The 19400-nt window shown below is 41.4% G+C and carries 16 protein-coding genes; 7 read left to right on the forward strand and 9 right to left on the reverse strand.

Features of this window, described 5'->3' with window-relative positions:
- Nucleotides 1–76: 76 nt before the first annotated feature.
- The 3 genes from C7S20_RS04280 to C7S20_RS04290 form a co-directional block, all read right to left on the reverse strand.
- The gene (locus C7S20_RS04280; protein ID WP_227009093.1) at nucleotides 77–3064 is read right to left on the reverse strand and encodes a GEVED domain-containing protein; all 2988 of its coding nucleotides are present in this window, start codon (nucleotides 3062–3064) and stop codon (nucleotides 77–79) included.
- Between the two features lie 120 nt (nucleotides 3065–3184).
- The gene (locus C7S20_RS04285; RefSeq protein WP_107011322.1) at nucleotides 3185–4732 is read right to left on the reverse strand and encodes a glycine--tRNA ligase; all 1548 of its coding nucleotides are present in this window, start codon (nucleotides 4730–4732) and stop codon (nucleotides 3185–3187) included.
- Between the two features lie 64 nt (nucleotides 4733–4796).
- On the reverse strand, nucleotides 4797–5678 hold the full coding sequence (locus tag C7S20_RS04290) for a hypothetical protein (RefSeq protein WP_107011323.1): 882 nt from the start codon (nucleotides 5676–5678) through the stop codon (nucleotides 4797–4799).
- 64 nt (nucleotides 5679–5742) lie between these two features.
- Here C7S20_RS04290 and C7S20_RS04295 point away from each other — a divergent pair, with 64 nt between their 5' ends.
- Both C7S20_RS04295 and C7S20_RS04300 read left to right on the forward strand, forming a co-directional pair.
- Nucleotides 5743–6423 (forward strand): ComF family protein, encoded by a 681-nt coding sequence (locus C7S20_RS04295; RefSeq protein WP_107011324.1) that lies wholly within the window; start codon nucleotides 5743–5745, stop codon nucleotides 6421–6423.
- A gap of 55 nt (nucleotides 6424–6478) precedes the next feature.
- On the forward strand, nucleotides 6479–8092 hold the full coding sequence (locus tag C7S20_RS04300; RefSeq protein WP_107011325.1) for an Ig-like domain-containing domain: 1614 nt from the start codon (nucleotides 6479–6481) through the stop codon (nucleotides 8090–8092).
- Here the strand turns inward: C7S20_RS04300 and C7S20_RS04305 are convergent.
- Nucleotides 8076–8858, reverse strand: coding sequence for an amidohydrolase (locus C7S20_RS04305; protein WP_107014090.1), 783 nt, complete (start codon nucleotides 8856–8858; stop codon nucleotides 8076–8078). The genes C7S20_RS04300 and C7S20_RS04305 overlap by 17 nt on opposite strands.
- 102 nt (nucleotides 8859–8960) lie before the next feature.
- Here C7S20_RS04305 and C7S20_RS04310 point away from each other — a divergent pair, with 102 nt between their 5' ends.
- A complete protein-coding gene (locus tag C7S20_RS04310) occupies nucleotides 8961–9464 on the forward strand; it encodes a DUF1440 domain-containing protein (protein ID WP_107011326.1) in 504 nt (167 codons plus the stop codon).
- Here the strand turns inward: C7S20_RS04310 and C7S20_RS04315 are convergent, their stop codons facing one another.
- The 4 genes from C7S20_RS04315 to C7S20_RS04330 all read right to left on the reverse strand — a co-directional run bounded on the left by C7S20_RS04315 (nucleotide 9465) and on the right by C7S20_RS04330 (nucleotide 15399).
- Nucleotides 9465–11930, reverse strand: coding sequence for a ligase-associated DNA damage response DEXH box helicase (locus tag C7S20_RS04315; protein WP_107011327.1), 2466 nt, complete (start codon nucleotides 11928–11930; stop codon nucleotides 9465–9467).
- Between the two features lie 160 nt (nucleotides 11931–12090).
- The gene (locus C7S20_RS04320; protein WP_107011328.1) at nucleotides 12091–12624 is read right to left on the reverse strand and encodes a hypothetical protein; all 534 of its coding nucleotides are present in this window, start codon (nucleotides 12622–12624) and stop codon (nucleotides 12091–12093) included.
- A 101-nt stretch (nucleotides 12625–12725) separates the two neighbouring features.
- Nucleotides 12726–14318, reverse strand: a complete 1593-nt coding sequence (locus C7S20_RS04325) for an ATP-dependent DNA ligase (protein WP_107014091.1) — start codon at nucleotides 14316–14318, stop codon at nucleotides 12726–12728.
- Between the two features lie 58 nt (nucleotides 14319–14376).
- Nucleotides 14377–15399, reverse strand: coding sequence for a ligase-associated DNA damage response exonuclease (locus C7S20_RS04330; RefSeq protein WP_107011329.1), 1023 nt, complete (start codon nucleotides 15397–15399; stop codon nucleotides 14377–14379).
- 151 nt (nucleotides 15400–15550) lie between these two features.
- Here C7S20_RS04330 and C7S20_RS04335 point away from each other — a divergent pair, with 151 nt between their 5' ends.
- Complete coding sequence (locus C7S20_RS04335) at nucleotides 15551–15982, forward strand: tellurite resistance TerB family protein (protein WP_107011330.1); 432 nt, start codon at nucleotides 15551–15553, stop codon at nucleotides 15980–15982.
- On the opposite strand, the gene fbp is transcribed toward C7S20_RS04335, so the two are convergent.
- Nucleotides 15955–17001 carry a class 1 fructose-bisphosphatase gene (fbp, locus tag C7S20_RS04340; protein ID WP_107011331.1) on the reverse strand — a complete coding sequence of 349 codons (1047 nt, stop codon included), beginning with the start codon at nucleotides 16999–17001 and terminating at the stop codon, nucleotides 15955–15957. The genes C7S20_RS04335 and fbp overlap by 28 nt on opposite strands.
- A 104-nt stretch (nucleotides 17002–17105) precedes the next feature.
- On the opposite strand from fbp, the gene C7S20_RS04345 reads away from it, so the two are divergent.
- The 3 genes from C7S20_RS04345 to C7S20_RS04355 are packed head-to-tail and all read left to right on the forward strand — an operon-like array spanning nucleotide 17106 to nucleotide 19377.
- Nucleotides 17106–17594, forward strand: a complete 489-nt coding sequence (locus C7S20_RS04345; protein ID WP_107011332.1) for a GNAT family N-acetyltransferase — start codon at nucleotides 17106–17108, stop codon at nucleotides 17592–17594.
- A 57-nt stretch (nucleotides 17595–17651) separates the two neighbouring features.
- Complete coding sequence (locus C7S20_RS04350; RefSeq protein WP_107011333.1) at nucleotides 17652–18131, forward strand: GNAT family N-acetyltransferase; 480 nt, start codon at nucleotides 17652–17654, stop codon at nucleotides 18129–18131.
- On the forward strand, nucleotides 18127–19377 hold the full coding sequence (locus C7S20_RS04355) for an aspartate kinase (protein ID WP_107014092.1): 1251 nt from the start codon (nucleotides 18127–18129) through the stop codon (nucleotides 19375–19377). The genes C7S20_RS04350 and C7S20_RS04355 overlap by 5 nt, the downstream gene beginning before the upstream one ends.
- The last annotated feature ends 23 nt before the right edge of the window (nucleotides 19378–19400 follow it).

Below are 19400 nucleotides of genomic sequence, written 5' to 3' on the forward strand. Positions count from 1 at the left end.
ATCACAATTTTCATCAAAAATAAGGTTCTCAGGATAAATTTCAAGAATACCTTACATAAGCGGGCTTTCTTAAATCTTATTTAACAATAAAGCGTTTGACTTTACCAGCCTTTTCTGTTCCCACTCTCACCAAATAAACGCCGGGGGGCACATAAGACATATCCAATTCATATTCCTGAGCAATACCGGTATATTCCATTTGGTCGTACACCAGTCTTTGACCAAGCATATCATAAATAGTGATGTTAAGAGGCTCGGTAATAACAGTTTCCATAATAATTCGAAACTTATTATTTCCTTCAGAGACTACAACTAAATTCGAATCGTTTAAGATGGAATCTTTAAGATCAAGTTTACTGTCGGTCAACAAGATGGTATAATCGTGGGTAGTTCCGTAATCCATTACATCACAGGGATCGTTAAGATCTCCTTCATAACGGGTATCGCCTGCGCGGATTCTCAATAAATGTTCTCCTAGTGGAGCATTAGCGGGAAGTTGAAATTCATATGATAATTTAGTTCCCTCAGCGGTAATAACTTCAGATGAAATAACACGCTCGTTACTTTCAAAAAGTGCATTATCATTTAGATCAATCCACATGGAGAATTTCTCAAAATCCTCTTCGGCAAATTCAGATTTTATAGTGACCGTAAAAGTACCTTTAGAACGGTCAAGTTCAGCAACCGGAAGTCCAATAAAATCGGCATAACCTGTGGTACAGGGAATCCTTTCATTAATAATCTCTCCTAACTCAAAATAACTGATCCCGTCCCCATAACTACAATCTGATCCATCTGGAATACAATCAAGTTTAGCAAAAGATTTAACCGTGGCATCGTTCTCTGGATTGGCATCACCTTCAAGATTGGTTTCAGATTTTAAAATAAAATTTCCGGGACTATTTATCCTTATTTTTTGTGAAAAAGTATAAACTTCTTCTTCACCTACACCAATTACTCCCTGGTACACTTCTTTAACAGGGTTGCGCAAACCAAGCCTGTAATCCAAAGGGATTTGACTTTGGGGTTCGCCACCGAGATTTTCAATGATCACCGTGACCTCTTCATCTGCATTCTGAACTAATCCTGTCACGGGTTTGGCAATAAATGTTACCGCCACATCTTTTGGTGGTAGATTTTGAAAAGTACTTGTTAAAGAATCATTATAATCATTAATATCATTTTCAAGATTTACACTTGCCGTAATGGTAAAATTAGTTCCCTGAGACAGGTCCAGAGTCTGATCAAAAGTAAGTTCAACAGATTCGCCTGGATTGATAGTCTCATTAAAAGTTTGGGTTACGGTTTGCCCGTTAATGGTATAGCTTACCTGATAATTCGATTGAGGCATAGTCCCATAATTTCGAATTTTAACCGTCACTTTTTCAGCATCTGTTAAGGTTGAACTTTTTGGAGAAATAATTGAAACTACCGACAAATCTCTTGGATCTTCTATGCCTATCCTGAAAACCCCAACCTTATCAACTCTTTTGGATCCCTCGAAAACTTCCCCATTATGCCAGAATGTGATACCGTCGCTCGGGTCTACATATAAATGGGCATAATCCCCATATCGATAAAACGGATCGGGACTTTTCCCTTCATAAATACTTTGTTCTTCAAGGGTCATACGTCCTGGTGAATCATCAGCATACCTACCGGTATATCGAAGTGAAGGGTAGACAGGATTATTAGGATTATCATTTAAAACAGTATATCCTAAACCGATATTACCACGAATGTCGAGGGCAATACTTCCGCAAAAACGATCGCTATCGTCGGGAGCATAAGTTCCTTCCTGATAAACAGTCCAGGGTTGGCCATATTTTGATTGTCTCAATTCGTACCAGCGGATGCCCGCATGTTCAGCTTCGGAAGGTTCGGTATCAACAACAAAGTTCAATACTACCGAATTGTGATCACTGAACCTTCGATATTGCGTCATATACATCACCGCACCCTGAAGAGCATCAATATCAGGTCCTGAAGGTTGGCTTAAATTTTTAAATTCACCCTCATCAAAATTAGATACAAATGGTGAAACCCCATCTGCACTTCCCAACTCCTGACTTAATTCTATGGTAGAGGAAAAAGGATATTTCCACTTCACATTAATCAGCCATATTTTTAAATGATCCTCGTTTACAGCCTGCCAGGCATCATCCTGAAAATAAATAATAGGTGAATTCCCGGGTGGCGGCAATTCGGGCCCAACTACATGAAATCCTGCAGGACTGTAAAATCCATTATTATTGATACCTGGAAGAGGAAAGGAAACCATTTGAGCATCTTCTCCTTTCAACATTTTATCTCTTTCAACGGTAAAAATAGTTGGGATTTTATCGCTGGCAACATGCAATGGATCTGAATTGGTGGTGATATAATATCCATCACTCCAAACGGAGATTTTCGGGTAATCTGGCGTTATTCCTGTATTGAACCGGTAAGTATACCAGCCATCGTTAACAGGATCAGGGCCTTTAGAGACGGCAATCAAAAATGCACCGGGGGTAGGACTATTGTAAGGGCTTTCAGGACCCGTACTGAACTGCATAATCACAAACCTGTTTGCCGCTTCATCATAAATCACTGTTGGATCCCCATCATCCTCGCCAGCAAAAACACCTCCTATACTTTCTAAAGAAGCTGGTGGCACCACTTGATTTCCCTGTTTATCCCAGATAGCGAAAGCAGTATTCCAGGCATTTACATAATAATTGGGCCCAAGTGCACCAGTTGGATCACTGGGTGTGGATTGCGTGGTAGCACCGGTAAAAGTCCTTATGGGAGCCCTGGATTTTATAGTTCCCATCTTAGATTGCATAACCGGATCTTTATATTTGGGCAGCCCTTTTCCTGGTACAATTTTATTACCCGGATGCTCTTGCTCTTCTTCAAATAATCTGAAATCGGTTCTTGGAGGAATCAATTTTGCTTTGGAAAGAGGACCGGAAGGCACAGCTTTCGCAGTAGTAACCGCAACAGCTTTTGCCTGTTTCGGCGTTTGCGCTTCAGCAAAAATTAGTACAAAAAAGATAAAGAAAAGGGACAGGTATTTTTTCATCAGGAAAAAGGCTTCTTCAAAAATTTCTTAAAAATAGGGATTATCATCAGATTTAAAACCGAAAGGCAATAGGATTTATCCAATGCCTTTCTTAAAAAATTGCTAAAAAACAGGTGTTTTTTAGTTGGTCCAGCCTTTCATCCAGCTTTTGAAGTCGGTTTCTTTTTCGATTATAGAATTAAGCTCTTCCACCTTTACACGCTTCTGCTCCATGCTGTCCCGAAACCGAACGGTCACAGTATTATCCTCCAAAGATTCATGATCCACAGTGATACAAAGTGGTGTTCCGGCTGCATCCTGTCTGCGGTAACGCCGTCCAATGGCATCTTTCTCATCATACTGCACCTTAAAATCCCATTGAAGATCATCAACGATCTTTTGTGCCATTTCTGGCAACCCATCTTTTTTCACCAAAGGAAGGATGGCCGCTTTTGTGGGAGCCAGTACGGCTGGAAGTTTTAAAACCGTTCTCATACTTCCGTCTTCCAGTTCCTCTTCTTTTAAAGAGGAAGAAAGTACCGCTAAAAACATACGGTCCAGGCCAATAGAGGTTTCAATCACATAGGGCACATAATTTTCCTTTAATTCAGGATCGTAGAAACGCAGTTTTTTACCTGAATACTCCTCATGGGCCTTCAGGTCGAAATCTGTTCTTGAATGAATTCCTTCCAGTTCTTTGAAACCAAATGGGAAGTCAAATTCAATATCGGCTGCGGCATTGGCATAATGGGCCAGCTTTTCATGATCATGAAAACGGTAATTTTCATCTCCCAATCCAAGGGAACGATGCCATTTTAATCTTATTTCTTTCCATTTCTCGTACCATTCCAGTTCCTCTCCCGGACGAACAAAAAATTGCATTTCCATTTGTTCGAATTCGCGCATCCTGAATATGAACTGTCTTGCTACGATTTCATTCCGGAAAGCTTTTCCTATCTGAGCGATGCCAAAAGGAATTTTCATTCTTCCGGTTTTCTGAACATTCAGAAAATTGACAAAAATCCCCTGTGCCGTTTCCGGCCTTAGGTATAATTGGGTAGCAGTTTCGGCTGAAGCTCCCAATTTGGTCCCGAACATTAGATTGAACTGTCGTACTTCTGTCCAGTTCTTAGAACCTGTGTCAGGATCGGCTATTTCAAGTTCTTCTATCAATGCCTTTACATCAGCCAGGTCTTCATTTGTTAAAGATCTGGCGAGTCTTTCCAGGATCTCCTTTCGCTCTCCCAAATATCTTTTTACACGCGGATTCGTCTCTTTATACATTTCCTCATCGAAATCTTCGCCAAAGCGTTTGCTGGCTTTTTCGATCTCTTTTTCAGCTTTTTGAAGAAGTTTTTCCGCATAATCTTCTACCAGAACATCGGCGCGATACCTTTTTTTGGAATCTTTATTATCTATGAGCGGATCATTAAACGCATCTACATGCCCTGAAGCTTTCCAGGTAGTGGGATGCATCAGTATCGCCGCATCGATCCCAACTATATTCTGGTGCAGCTGCGTCATGCTTTTCCACCAGTATTCTTTTATGTTTTTCTTTAATTCTGCCCCGTTCTGGCCATAATCATAAACGGCACTCAAACCATCATAGATTTCGCTGGAAGGGAAAATATAACCATACTCCTTTGCGTGGGAGATCACGTTCTTAAAACTATCTTCTTGTTTTGCCATGCCGCAAAAATAAAAAAACCGCCCTGAATTTATCCAAGGCGGCCCTGTAAATTATTAATTAAGACTATTTGAGAGTAAAACTTGCAGTTCCCAGAAGAAGTGCATCGTTATAAACATAGACCTTATAGGTGCCTTCTTTAAGTTTATCTTCTTTAGCTTTTGCCAGGATGCACACGTCAAGTTCTTCATTTTCGTAATACACTTTTGATGCGGCACTGTAAACCATGGTTCCACCTTCATGCTGCACGACAATGCGATCTCCCACCAGCTCATTATCGGGATTATAAACCTGTACATACAAATTCTTTTCACCCGGCTCTACAAGGTCGTTTGCCGTTAAGGTAAAACAGGTTCGAATTTGATCAACCCGACGATTATTATCATTCTCAATGATTTTCCCACTGTTGCGAACAATCACTCCTTCAGCTTTTAACCGGGCAATTTTTAGCCTCGAGGCTTTATTGACCTTGGTATTCAGGTCCTGATTTGTATTTTGCAGTGAATCTGATAATTTCGTGCGTTCCTTTAAGGCCACGCTAGTACTGTCAAGTGAAGTAGAAAGCTGCTGATTTTGCGCACTAAGACTGTCCACGACCCTGAAGAGCCTGTCTTTTTCGGCTTTCAGGTTCCCGATTTCCCGGCGATATTTGGAAATAAGTACTAGGTTCGCTTCGTTATCTTTAACCGAATCCAGTAATCGCGCGATACGGTCTCGTGCATTGACCAGATCCTGGTCCATAACCTCGTTTTCTTTGATCGCTTCATCGTATTTTACGATCAGGTCATTAAGTTCATCTTCGATAACTGACTTTTCTTTTTGCAGTACTTTTTCGTTTTCTTTTTCCTCATTGTAAAATTTAATAGTATAAATACTGAGGGCAATTAGTGCCACAGCAAGCACACCGGTAAGGATTTTCAATGCGGTATTGCTTTTCTTTTCTGTCATCGTTTATAGTTATTTAGTTTGTAAATTTAGTCGATTAACAAGGTAAGCAACAAGCTCTTAACAAATGTTTCACGATTTCGTTAACCTCTTATACCCTCCGGTTTGCCACATTTGTGAGGCAGAACTCCTGAAGAATGAAAGAATTATCTGTACCGCGTGTTTGCATGATCTGCCGGTTACCCGCTATCATTTTGATAACGAGAACCCTGTAAAAAAAGTATTTTATGGTCGTGCAAAGGTTGAAAACGCTACTGCTTTGCTACATTTCAGAAAAAAAGCCGGCGTGCAGCAACTCATTCATGAGCTTAAATATCGCGGAAAAAAAGAGATAGGAAATTTCCTTGGAGAATGGCTGGGAAGTGAAATTTCAAAAATTTCTGAATACCGGAAAATTGACCTGGTAATTCCGGTTCCGTTGCATAAATCCAGGCTTAAAAAACGAGGTTATAACCAGGTGGAAGGTTTTGGAAAGGAAATAGCTCTAGCCATAAAAGCCGAATATGCCGATGATATTCTTCTGAAAATCACAGCTTCTGAAACCCAAACACTAAAAAACAGGATTGCCCGCGGCGGCAAAATCAATGAAAGTCTTTCACTTCAGAATATTAAAAAAGCTGAAAACAAAAATCTTCTTATTGTAGATGACCTTGTTACCACAGGAGCCACTTTAGAGGCCTGTGCGCTGAAGCTGCAGGAAATTCCCGGTGTAAAAATCAGCATCGCCACCATGGCAATAACCGATTAGATTTATGTGATAAATCAAAATAATCGTTTCTTTGTGATTCCATAGCAGTTAGTTTATGAAAATTAGAATTCCGGGTTACCTGTTGGTGATACTTTTAGCTTTTACGGTGGTGCGTTGCGCAAAAAAAGGAATGCCGGAGGGAGGACCTGTTGATAAAGATCCGCCAAAATTCATTCGTGCGAATCCCGAGAATTATAGTATCCATTTCGATGCCAGGCAGATCCGCATCTATTTTGATGAATATATCAAGCTGGACAAACCTCAACAGCAGATCATCATTTCACCGCCAATGGATCCCAAACCGAATATCATGCCTCTGGGCACAGCCAGAAAAGATATCAAAATTGAAATTTTTGACACTCTTGAAAAAAATACTACCTACACCATTAATTTCGGAAAAAGCATCATCGACAACAATGAAGGCAACTCCAATAATTATTTCAAATATGTCTTTTCCACCGGAGATTATATAGATTCACTTTCGGTTTCTGGTAAAGTAAAAGATGCAAGCCTTAAGGCTCCTCCAGCACCGGTTTCGATCTTTTTATATGAGCTGGATTCTACTTACACCGATTCTGCGGTTTATAAAAAAACGCCCAGGTATGTAACTTATTCCAAAGACAGTACCTACACCTTTAACTTAGAAAATTTAAAGGAAGGCACCTACAAAATGGTCGCGATAATTGATAAAAACAACAACTATCTCTACAATCCTAAAAGTGAGAAAATTGGATTCGTGGCTGAACCCATCACCATTCCTACCGATAGCACTTATGAGATCACGGTATTCAAGGAAAAACTTCCTTTCAAACCTAAAAGGCCTTCCCAGGTTAAGGGACATCAAATTTTATTTGGTTACGAAGGTTCTACTGAACTCGATAGCCTTAAAATAAATTTGCTGAATAACAAGCCTCCAGATTATGAGTATCGAATCACCAAAGTGAAAGACAAAGACAGTGTAAATTACTGGTATAATATAAAACCCGAAATCGATAGTCTTTCTTTCGAAGTTGTTACTCCCACCACCCTCGATACTGTTTGGGCAAGAATTGCCAAACTTGAGCGTGATTCGCTGAAGGTTACCGCTGAACCTTCAGGAAGCATTGGGATCAAAGAAGATCTAAAGTTCACCGCAAATACTCCTATTTCAGCTTACCAGCCTGAATTGATAAAAATTCTTGACAAAGATTCTGCAGATGTGCCTTTTACCGCAAAATTTCTTCCAATAAGAAATGAACTTCAGATTTCATTTAATAAAACTACCGAGAACAATTACCAGGTAACCGCACTTCCCGGAGCCATTGAAGATCTTTTCAAGGCCACCAATGATACTATAAAGAAAAATTTTAAAACAAAAGGCCCTTCAGATTACGGTAGGATCGTAGCCACCATTCCCAATATCAGGTCTTATCCGGTCATTGTTCAGTTAACGTCTACTAAAGGGCAGGTTTTGGCAGAAAAATATGCGGAGAGTGGAAATACCTTTGAGTTTCCTTACCTGACTCCGGGCGATTTTCTGCTCAGGGTGATCTACGACAAAAATGGAAACAAAGAGTGGGACACCGGCGATTTTTTAAAGAAAAAACAGCCGGAAATCATTAAATATTATTCCGATACTCTTAACGTTCGCGCCAATTGGGATGTAAACGAAACTATAAATCTAGACTAAAAGTATCACGGTCCTGAAGAAATTTCAGCTTTTTCCTGGTCTCGTAAAGGCTTGCTTTATCGATAGAAATTTCAGCAGTGAATTCTTCAGAACGATCGAGGGGAGTCAATTCTTTACCCAGGCAATCATAAGCCGCAGAATGGCCATTATACACATAACCATCGCCGTCTTCGCCCGTACGGTTAACGCCTATGCAATAGCTCATATTTTCAATGGCCCTTGCCTTTAACAAAGTATCCCAGGCGTTCACCCGTTTTTTTGGCCAGTTCGCAACGTAAATTAGCAGGTCGTAATCTTCGGTATTTCGTGCCCAAACCGGGAATCTAAGGTCGTAGCAAATTAGCGGACAAATTTTCCAGCCTTTATACTCCACAATGAGGCGTTGCCTTCCGGCGGTATAAGTTTCATCTTCTTTGGCCAGGGTGAAGGTATGTCGCTTGTCATAAAGCTTATAATTTCCGTCGGGAAACACGAAAAACAACCGGTTGTAATAATTATCATTTTCAGAAATGATTACACTTCCGGTTACCGCGGATTTCTTCTTTTTCGCCTGCTGCTGCATCCATTCCAAGGTGGCTCCTCTGGTAGGCTCAGCCAGCTTTTCAGCATTCATGCTAAAACCAGTGGTGAACATTTCAGGAAGTATGATCAAATCGGTTTCCTTAGAAATTTTATCGATTTCCCCGGAAAATAAACTTCGATTCGCTTCGGAATCTTCCCATTTCAAATTGGCCTGAATGAAGGCAATATTCAATTTTTCGCTCATACTCAAAAATACCAAATTTGAATTTTTTAATGTCAAATACTTGTTAAATGATTGCAGAAAACTGGTTGAATAAATAGCTTTAAGAGTGAAAACGAAAAGATTATGAGCGTTCAAACCTTCTTTCAGAAAGATTCCTATCTATCAAATACAAGCAGAAGTCTCATCGCCGGATTTGTTGGCGGACTTGCTGGCTCCGCGTTAAAAAGCATTATTGAACAATTTCTTCCTGTTCGCCAGGTCGAAGATCGTTCGGCCCAAATTAAAATAGTGGATGATCTTTCTACAAAAATTACAGGCACTCCGGTCAGCACTCGAAATGAAGCCCTCGCAGAGCAGCTCGTAAATATTCCTTTTGGCGGTTCTCTCGGCGCCGCTTATGGCTATGGAAAAAAAGACCGCCATGGATTGAGACCTGTTGACGGGGTTGTTTTTGGTCTCACCACCTGGACGACCACTCATGAAACTTCCCTGCCAATTTTAGGGCTGGAGCCTAAACCTACCGACACCCCTATTCGTATGCAGCTTAATGAACTTTTCGCTCATGTTGCTTTTGGCGTCACTACGGAAATAGTGCGTCATTATTTAGATGAGCAGTTGAAAAAATAATCAATCTTCAAATTGCTGTAGCATTCTTCGAATTCGGTCTTCCAGTTTTTCGGAAGACAGTTTTTCCCTCAGCCGGTCTGTAATAATAGGAAACGAAAAAGGCGTGGGTTTTTCACATTTTCGCCATACAATATTCTGTTCCGCAATCCGCTCCAAAACCAATCTTAAACGACCTTCTTCCAGCTGATGCTCGAAAGTTTCCCGAAAAGCCTGTTGATATAACAGATTATCTTCCTCATAATCCCTGAAAACGCTGAATAATAACTGCGAATTTGACTGCAGGTGTTTGCTTTTCACCAGTTTATTAGGATAACCGGTAAAAACAAGTCCGGCGATTACCGCGATATCCCGAAATTTACGCCGGGCCATTTCGGTTGCATTCAGACTTTTATAAAGATCGTCCATCAGATATTCTTCCGAAAAAAGATTATTATCGATGACCTGCTGCATATCGATCTCCTGGTCTGAAAGCAGTTCAAAACCATAATCGTTAAAGGCGATGGAAAAACTGATAGGTGACAACAAACTAATTCTATAAGCCAGCAAACTTGCGAGCGCTTCATGAACAAATCTTCCTTCAAAAGGATAAAAAACGGCATGAAAACCTTCGCGGGTTTTAAAAGTTTCGATTAAAAATTCCTGGCTATTTGGAATGATGGATTCTTTTTTCTGCCTTTCCAGAATAGGCTTTAAGGATCTTAATTCCCGGGATGTACCTCTGTTGGTTTTCTTTGAGGCTTCATACATTTCTTCCCGTAGAAGCTCGCTCATCTGTGCAGAAAATGTCATTCTTCCTCCCTGCCAGCTGGGAATCTTTGAATTCTTTTTTTGAGATTTCCGAACCAGAACCTGCATATTTTTGATCCTAACCAGTTCTAAAGTCCGTCCCGCAAAGGTGAAGGAGTCGCCGGGATTCAGTTTTGAAATGAACCATTCTTCGATCGTCCCGATATAACCGCCCTTCATATATTTTACACTCAGCATCGCATCGCTCACAATGGTCCCTATCTGCAGCCGGTGTCTCATGGCCACGCCTCGATCGTTGATCCTGAATTTTCCGTCTTCCTCGATCTCCACTTTTTTATATTCGTCGTAAGCCTGTAAACTCTGACTTCCTTTGGTGATGAAATTGAGGATCCACTGCCATTCTTCTTCGGTAATTCCCTGAAAGCAAAAAGTCGAAGCCACTTCGGGAAAGATCTCTTTTGGATAAAAACCGTCGGAAACCGCCAGAGTGTTCAAATACTGTACCAGCACATCAAAACTCATGAGATAGGGAATTCGATCTTCCACCGCCTTCTTTTCAACGGCTTTCTGAAGCGCTGAAGCCTCGATAAGTTCAATTGCGTGGGTAGGCAAAAAATAGATCAGGCTCACTTTTCCGGGCTGATGCCCGCTGCGCCCGGCACGCTGAAGAAATCGCGCTACTCCTTTAGGACCGCCAATCTGAACTATGGTTTCAACTGGCGCAAAATCGACTCCCAGATCAAGACTGGAGGTACAAACCACAGCCTTCAGACTTTCATTCCTGATGGCCTGCTCCACCCAAAGACGCGTTTCTTTATTGATACTCCCGTGATGCATGGCGATCTCCCCGGCCAGCTCAGGATATTTCGCCAGCAGTTTCTGAAACCAGATCTCGCACTGCGACCTGGTATTGGTAAAAAGCAGCGTGGTTCTTGAATTTTTGATAATGGGAACGACCTCATCGATCAGGTGTAATCCTAAATGACCCCGCCACGGAAACTTTTCCATTTTGTCGGGAATGATCGATCTTACCTCGATTTTCTTTTTAAGATCGGCCTTGATCATCACCGAATTTTTCAGTGCCTCAGAATTGGGTCCCAATAAAACCTCTCGGGCCTGCTCGAGGTTCCCAATCGTAGCCGAGATCCCCCAAATTCGAAGATCTTTAGAAATGGTTTTCAATCTTGAAAGCGCCAGTTCTACCTGTACTCCGCGTTTGCTGCCCAGCAACTCATGCCATTCGTCAATGACAATAGCATTTAAATTCTTGAATTGTTTTTTATAATTTTTGGAAGAAAGCAGTAAATGCAAACTCTCGGGAGTAGTAATGAGCAAATCTGGCATCGATTTTTTTTGCGCTGCCCGTTCTTTTTGAGGTGTATCTCCGGTTCTTATCCCCACCGTAAACTGTGTTCCCATCTCTTCTGCAAACCGGCTTGCAGCCTGCTCAATTTCTACGGAAAGAGCTCGCAGCGGTGTGATCCAAACCGCCTTTAAACCACTTTTATGTTTGGTTGTGTAATCGGGATTTTTTCGAATGTACTCCAGAACAATAGGAATCCATAGCGCAAAGGTCTTTCCACTGCCTGTAGGCGCGTTAAGCAGACCATTCTTCTTCTGGAGATAAGCATCCCAGGTATCTTTCTGGAACTTGAAAGGCTTCCAATCCTGACCGGCAAACCAGTTTTCAGCTAAAGTTACAAGTTCCTTTTTGTTCATATTTTATTAGTAGATGGAGTCAATTTAAAAGAAAACTGTCTGAAAAATAAGCCATTCTTATAATATTCAGCGATCATGATTTATGGAAAATTCAGGTTAACAGATCGTCTTTTGAATATTACAGTCTTTTTTTCAGACAGCTCAATATTTTTATTTTTTATCAGGTACTTCCCTGTGTTGATTTTCCTTTCGGTTCTTCTACCCTCGGAATTATTGGTTGATGCCCGTTATAAAAGAACTGCGGATAATTATGTTTCATAAATTCCTGGTGGATCGAATCCATTTTCCGCACCTGGTCCATAAAATCTTTTGAATTCATATGATGACTGAAAAATCCGCGATTCAAAAAATCATTTTCGGGAATAGAATCATTGAAAAACGATTCAAATAAAGCCGACTGGTCATTCATTCCGCTGCTTTGAAAATACTGGCGGAAATTCTGCATCATTCTGTTCATTTGCGCATCAGAGATCGTATCACCATTGATCGTGTTATACGAATAAACATAGGTGGAATCGTAGCTTATCAGGTTTCCGTTCTCATCGAATTCCCTGTTTACTTTCCAGCTTCCTTTAGGAGCATTTTGAGCAGTTTTGGCCTGTTCTTCAGTTTCTTTCTTTTCCTTTTTATCCTGAGCGTTACAACTTGTAAGACTTAGAAGAAGTATTGCCAGCATAAAAAATTTAGTTTTCATTTTGAACAAATTTTAGTTGCACGAAACAGTTAAAAACATTGATGGAATAACAATATAAATACCATTTTTAATTTTGCATTATTAAAATTTTTCTAAAAAAATCAGGGGATCAAAGCCTTGAGATCTTCGAGGGTGTTGGCATCTTCTATTTTTTTATCGGTTCGCCATCGCAAAATTCTGGGGAACCTTGTCGCTACGCCGCTTTTATGACGTTTTGATTCGGCGATGCCTTCAAAAGCAATTTCGAAAACGTGATGTGGCGTTACGCTTCGTACCGGCCCGAATTTCTCCAGGGTATTTTTCTTGATCCAGGCATCTAATTTTCGGAACTCCTCGTCGGTTAAGCCCGAATAAGCCTTCGCAAAAGTCACAAGTTCCTGTTTTTCCTCATCCCAGAGTCCGAAGGTATAATCGGTAAAAAGATTGCTTCTTCTCCCGTGCCCCCGCATGGCGTAGGTTAAAACCGCATCGATGGTAAGCGGATCTACTTTCCATTTCCACCAGTCACCTTTTTTTCGGCCCACCAGGTAAGGTGAATCAAGCCTTTTCAGCATCAATCCTTCCGACATGACTTCCCGCGCTCGTTCTCTCTCTTCCGCAGCTTCTTTCCAGCTTTCAAAAGTGATATATTCGGAAAGATGTAACGGAAATTTTTCCGCAGAGACCTCCTGGTGTAATCTTTCAAGAATTTTCCGCCTTTCCTCAAAAGCCATTTCCCTGATATCTTCACCATCCCATTCCAGCAGATCATAAGCCTTCAGAATTACAGGTGTTTTTTTAAGCAGATTTTTGGTCACGTTCTTTCTCCCGATTCGGGTTTGCAGGTCTTTAAAAGTTCCAATTTGCCCTTTCGGAAAAGGGAGAATTTCCCCGTCGATCACCGTTCCGTTGGGAATCACTCCCACAAATGCCTCGAATTCGGGATATTTATCGGTGACAAGTTCTTCGCCACGACTCCAAACGAAAAGCTCATTATTGCGCACGATCACCTGGGAGCGGATCCCATCCCATTTATGCTCGGCGCTCCAGATTGACGGATCGCCAAGTTCTTCCGGTTCGTCCTCAATCGCATAGGCCAAATAGAACGGATAGGGTTTGGACAAATAATCCTCCTCATTTTCTTCCAGAATAAGACTATTGAAACTGGTTTTCGAAGGATCCCAGTTTCCCATCATCTTATACGCGAGAATATCTTCATCGATATCGGTAGCTTTTGAAAGAGCTCTTGTCATGAGCTTTTGACTCACCCCTATGCGGAAACTTCCCGTAATAAGTTTGGTAAAAACGAAGCGTTCGTAGTAATTAAGATTTCGCCAGTTTTCGAACAGGTATTCTTTTTTTTCTTCTTCTGAAAGCGGTTTCAAATCGACAATTTCCTGAAGGAACTGGTTGAGTGATTTTTCGGTGGTACTTTCGGAATTTGGAATGACCAGCGCGATGGTTTCAGCGAGGTCGCCTACAATATGATAAGATTCCTCAAAAAGCCACAGTGGGATATTTGCCAGTTCTGAAGCCCATTCCCGCATCAAAGTAGTATTAACCGGACGGGGCGGCCGGCGATGACTGAGAATCGCAATGGTCCAAACCTTATCTTTTGGCGGTGCGTTTTTGAAATATTCGGTAAGCGCGTCGACTTTAAGGCTGGTTTTATTAGTGCTGTCAAGTTTCCGGATGAGTTCGGCAAATGCCGCCATTCCACCCTGATCAGAATCCTGGATGCTCTCTGTCTTTTTAACCGATTTGATCTTTTCCTTACTCATTATCCTTTTCCTTATCGCTTTCCAGCTGTCCGGTTTCTCCTTCATACTGAGTTTCTTCGGTTCGCGCGTCATAAGCCTGTTCCCGCAGATACCGGGAAAAAATATCGGTATAACCATGCGTACAGATCACTTTTTCACAGCCGGTTTCTTTGATGGAGGTCAGCAGTCCCTGCCAGTCACAGTGATCGCTAAGTACAAATCCGCGGTCGATCGCTCTTCTTCGGCGTGCACCTCTAAAAGTCATCCAGCCGCTGGCCGAAGCGGTCACATACGGAACCATCTTCCGGATCCAGGTCGAGCCGTGAGCGCTGGGTGGAGCGAGAACAATATTTCCTTTAATTTCCTCCTTTTTGGTCTCGCGGGTAATTCTGATAGTTTCCGGAAAATTAGCCTGAGACCTTAGAACTTCCGTCATATTTTCAATTGCTCCGTGGGTATAAATCTTCCCGATGGAAGTATCCAGATGTTTCAGCAAACGCTGGGCTTTTCCGAGAGAATAACCAAATAAAATTGAAGTCCTTTCATCCTCTTTATTCTGTTGCCACCACTCATTGATATCGTTCATCACCTGCTCCTGTGGCGTCCATTTAAAAGCGGGCAGTCCAAAGGTGCATTCAGTAATAAAAGTGTCACATTTTACCGGCTCGTAGGGCACCGCCACGCCGTCATCTTCAGTTTTATAATCTCCTGTAAAAACCCAGACTTCGCCCTTATGCTCCACCCGGATTTGAGATGAACCGATGATATGCCCTGCAGGATGCAGCGAAAATTTCACATTATTAATGTTAAAGGTTTCATTCCACTCTTTTCCGGCTACTTCAATATCACCTAATCGATGCTTGATAACAGGAACATTGCTTTGGTGCGTGATGTATTTTTTATGTCCCCAACGAGCATGATCGGCATGGCCATGAGAAATGATGGCCTTTTCCACCGGGCGCCAGGGATCGAGATATACGTCGGCGGCAGCGCAGTAAATACCTTTGTCATTAAATACCAGTAAAGGTGTTTTCATATATCCATTTCTGAGGAAAACTGAATTTAAAACTTTGCGTTTTTTCGCGGAAGCGATTAAGAAAAGATTAGCTAAAGATCAGCCTATTTTCTACTGTTTTTGATGTTTTTTAGCTTTGTGTTTCTTTATATTTGTATATAAAACTACTAGAATGTCTTTTTCAGATTTGTTTGGCTCAGGAGAGCATTTAAGAAATTTAAGCCACTTTGCTTCTATCGTAAATCTCGCCGCGATAGACGGTGAGATCAATGAAAAGGAGGAAGCGCTGTTACGCCGTTTTGCCCGAAAACTCGACATCAGCGAAGAGGAATATTCCAAAGTGATGGAAAACCCAAAACTCTTCCCTTTAGTTGGGTATAACAGCGTGGAAAAAAGGCTTGAAAGACTGCACGATCTTTTCAGGATCATTTATGCCGATCATGATATTGACGAAGAAGAATCTGAACTTGTCAAACGTTACGCTATCGGTCTTGGCTTTTCAAGTCAGGCTTCAGAAGGTATTATCAAACGATCCATTCAGATCTTCAGCGGGCAGCTGAGTTTCGAAGACTACCGTTATTTACTGGAAAAGGAAAGGGCGTGACTCTGATTTTTCTCATCACTTCTTTTCATAAATTCTTCAGCTTTCTCGACCATTTTTTTGCTTCCGCAGAAGAAAGGGGTGCGCTGGTGTAATTCTGCAGGTTTAATATCTAATATACGCTGAAAACCATCACTGGCATTTCCTCCGGCCTGTTCCGTAATAAAAGCGATGGGATTGCATTCGTATAACAATCTTAACTTTCCTTCAGGTGCTTTTGAGGTTTTGGGATAGATAAAAATACCTCCCTTGATCATATTCCTGTGAATATCTGAAACCATCGAGCCAATATACCTGGAAGTATAAGGCCGGTCTTCCTTCTCTTCCTGGCAATATTTTATGTAATCTTTCACTCCCTGGGGAAAATGCACATAATTTCCTTCATTTATGGAATAAATTGATCCGTTTTCAGGAAATTTCATGTTCGGATGTGAAAGATACCAGCTACCCAGAGCCGGGTTGAGCGTAAAACCGTTTACCCCGTGACCGGTAGTATAAACCAGCATGGTAGAAGTTCCATAAATAATATAACCTGCTGCCACCTGAAGGTTCCCCGGCTGCAGAAAATCTTCAAGCTGTACCGGAGTTCCAATGGGAGTAACCCTTCTATAGATAGAAAAAATAGTTCCTACCGACACATTCACATCTATATTTGAGCTTCCGTCGAGCGGATCCATCAACACTACATATTTATTCTTATTATCCCGGTTTTGTCCTGAAATTTGTATAAAATCATCACTTTCTTCAGAAGCGATTCCACATACGATTTCTCTGTTGGTAAGAGTCTGGATAAATTTTCGGTTGGCATACACGTCGAGCTTTTGCTGGTCCTCACCCTGTACATTGGTTTCGCCATTTGCACCGAGGATATCTACTAATCCGGCTTTATTAACTTCATGATTTACTACCTTTGCTGCCAGTCGCAGTGAATTGATCAATCTTGAAAGTTCTCCGGAAGAATATGGGAAATCGGCCTGGTTCTCGATGATGAATTCTCCCAGGGTTTGTTTGGGTGTTGGCATGTCTCTGATTTATGATTAGGCAGCTAAATTATCAATTTTTGAAGTTACTACATCGTTTTCGTAAATATTATTCGCAATGTTTACATTAGTTTAAAACAAATTATATGGAAATTAACATTCGGAAGGCGCAAAAAAAAGATATGGGCGCTGTTTTGGAACTGATCAATGAACTGGCAATTTTTGAAAAAGAACCCGATGCGGTCATCATCGATGAGAATGATCTAATACGGGATGGTTTTGGTGAAAATCCGGCGTTTCACTGCTTTGTAGCCGAAGCCGACGGGAAGATCCAGGGTATGGCACTGATCTATTTCAGATATTCCACCTGGAAGGGAAAGACCGTTCATCTTGAAGATCTTATCGTTCGCGAGGCTTACCGCGGAAAGGGTCTTGGTTCAGCTTTGTATACAGAGGTCATCCAATTTGCAGCCGACCAGAAAGTAAAACGTATCGAATGGGTGGTACTTAACTGGAATAAACCCGCCGCCGATTTCTACCGAAACAGCGGTGCGGATGTATTGGAAGACTGGGATACGGTGCAGATGCACGAAGAAGCCATGCTGAAATATCTTGAAAATAAAGGCAGGCTTTAAGAGGAGATTAATATTTGTGTGAAAAGCAATCCGTATTTTTGTGAAAAGCCAAAAATAATGGATTATACAATACGCGAAGCCCGAAGAGAAGATATGCCTTTCGTCCTGGAACTCATCAAGGAACTGGCAGAACACGAAAATCATCTGGATGACGTGGAAGTCAGCGTTGAAGACCTTGAAAAAGAGGGGTTTGAAAATGGCAATTTCAAATGTTTTGTCGCTGAAGTTGCTGGAAGGATTGAGGGTATGGCACTCGTTTATTTCAGATTCTCAACCTGGAAAGGACGCACGGTTCACCTCGAAGATCTTATTGTACGCGAAAATATGCGCGGAACCGGCCTTGGAGGAGCCTTATATCAGGCAGTTGTAAAATATGGATATGAACATGGCGTTAAACGTATTGAATGGGTAGTTTCTGAAGGAAATGAAAACGCCATCCAGTTCTATGAAAATACGGGCGCCAAGATCAAGGAGACATGGAAGACCGTTCACATGGAAGAAAGTGGAATCAAAAAAAACATAAAAAAAGGTGATTAATGTCTTCAAATTTGGTGGTGCCTCGGTGAAAGACGCCGAGGGAGTCAGAAATTTGATCAATGTTCTAAAAGAGACTGGCAGCGACAACAAGCTCATCGTGGTCTCGGCGATGGGAAAGACGACCAATGCCTTTGAGGTTGTATTAAAAGAATATTTAGCCGGAGCTTCTGTTCCTCAAAGCCTCATAGAAGTTAAAGAATATCACTTCAGCATTCTTGATGATCTTTTTCCTGGCAAACAGGATCCTGTTTATTTACAGGTAGAAAATCATTTCAGGGAACTTCAAAACTTTCTTAACCATAATAAATCCACGCAGTATGATTATGTTTATGACCAGATTGTGTGCTTTGGTGAACTGATCTCAACCACGATCGTTTCAGCATACCTGAATTCTCAAAATTTCAGGGCAAACTGGCTGGACGCAAGGGAATTCTTAAAAACCGACAGCACCTATCGCGATGCACAGGTAAACTGGGAAAAGACCCAGGAGCTCATTCAGAAAAACCTGGACGCATCCAAATTAAACATCACTCAGGGATTCATCGGTTCAGATCCTAATAATTTCACTACCACGCTGGGCCGCGAAGGCTCTGATTATACTGCGGCTATATTCGCTTATTGTTTGAATGCGAAAAGCGTGACCATCTGGAAAGATGTTCCGGGAGTTTTAAATGCCGATCCTCGTTTTTTTCAAAAAACACAACTGCTCCATCAAATTTCTTATGAGGAAGCGATCGAACTGGCATTTTACGGGGCTTCGGTCATTCACCCAAAAACGCTTCAGCCCTTACAGCGAAAGGAAATTCCGCTTTTTGTCCGCTCTTTTCTGAATCCAAAACAGGAAGGAACGGCTGTCAGTAAAGGCCATAGACTTATCCCGGAAGTACCCTGCTTCATTGTGAAAAAAGACCAGGTACTGATCTCTCTTTCTTCACTGGATTTTTCCTTTATTGTTGAGGAAAATATTTCAGAAATTTTCAGATTATTTCATCAATATCAGATGAAGGTTGATCTTATACAGAATTCCGCGATCAGCTTCCGCGTATGCGTGGACAACAGATTTAACCAGCTGGAAAAGCTTATCCAGCATTTAAAAGCCAGATTCAAAGTAAGCTTTAAAACCGGGGTTTCGCTCTATACGATCAGGCATTTTGATGATGCGGCCATTCAAGACCTAGAAAAGGATAAAAAAGTACTTTTAAAGCAACTTACTCAGAATACGGTGCAACTGGTTACCGAAAACTAAATTTGGTTTCTTATTTTTGGTTA

Origin of the sequence: Christiangramia fulva (assembly GCF_003024155.1) — a bacterium.
Lineage (GTDB): Bacteria > Bacteroidota > Bacteroidia > Flavobacteriales > Flavobacteriaceae > Christiangramia > Christiangramia fulva.

Excerpts from the sequence above, each read along its gene's own strand:
- C7S20_RS04280 (WP_227009093.1), bottom strand. The coding sequence starts at position 3,064 with ATGAAAAAATACCTGTCCCTTTTCTTTATCTTTTTTGTACTAATTTTT.
- C7S20_RS04285 (WP_107011322.1), bottom strand. The coding sequence starts at position 4,732 with ATGGCAAAACAAGAAGATAGTTTTAAGAACGTGATCTCCCACGCAAAG.
- C7S20_RS04290 (WP_107011323.1), bottom strand. The coding sequence starts at position 5,678 with ATGACAGAAAAGAAAAGCAATACCGCATTGAAAATCCTTACCGGTGTG.
- C7S20_RS04295 (WP_107011324.1), top strand. The coding sequence starts at position 5,743 with ATGTTTCACGATTTCGTTAACCTCTTATACCCTCCGGTTTGCCACATT.
- C7S20_RS04300 (WP_107011325.1), top strand. The coding sequence starts at position 6,479 with ATGAAAATTAGAATTCCGGGTTACCTGTTGGTGATACTTTTAGCTTTT.
- C7S20_RS04305 (WP_107014090.1), bottom strand. The coding sequence starts at position 8,858 with ATGAGCGAAAAATTGAATATTGCCTTCATTCAGGCCAATTTGAAATGG.
- C7S20_RS04310 (WP_107011326.1), top strand. The coding sequence starts at position 8,961 with ATGAGCGTTCAAACCTTCTTTCAGAAAGATTCCTATCTATCAAATACA.
- C7S20_RS04315 (WP_107011327.1), bottom strand. The coding sequence starts at position 11,930 with ATGAACAAAAAGGAACTTGTAACTTTAGCTGAAAACTGGTTTGCCGGT.
- C7S20_RS04320 (WP_107011328.1), bottom strand. The coding sequence starts at position 12,624 with ATGAAAACTAAATTTTTTATGCTGGCAATACTTCTTCTAAGTCTTACA.
- C7S20_RS04325 (WP_107014091.1), bottom strand. The coding sequence starts at position 14,318 with ATGGCGGCATTTGCCGAACTCATCCGGAAACTTGACAGCACTAATAAA.
- C7S20_RS04330 (WP_107011329.1), bottom strand. The coding sequence starts at position 15,399 with ATGAAAACACCTTTACTGGTATTTAATGACAAAGGTATTTACTGCGCT.
- C7S20_RS04335 (WP_107011330.1), top strand. The coding sequence starts at position 15,551 with ATGTCTTTTTCAGATTTGTTTGGCTCAGGAGAGCATTTAAGAAATTTA.
- fbp (WP_107011331.1), bottom strand. The coding sequence starts at position 17,001 with ATGCCAACACCCAAACAAACCCTGGGAGAATTCATCATCGAGAACCAG.
- C7S20_RS04345 (WP_107011332.1), top strand. The coding sequence starts at position 17,106 with ATGGAAATTAACATTCGGAAGGCGCAAAAAAAAGATATGGGCGCTGTT.
- C7S20_RS04350 (WP_107011333.1), top strand. The coding sequence starts at position 17,652 with ATGGATTATACAATACGCGAAGCCCGAAGAGAAGATATGCCTTTCGTC.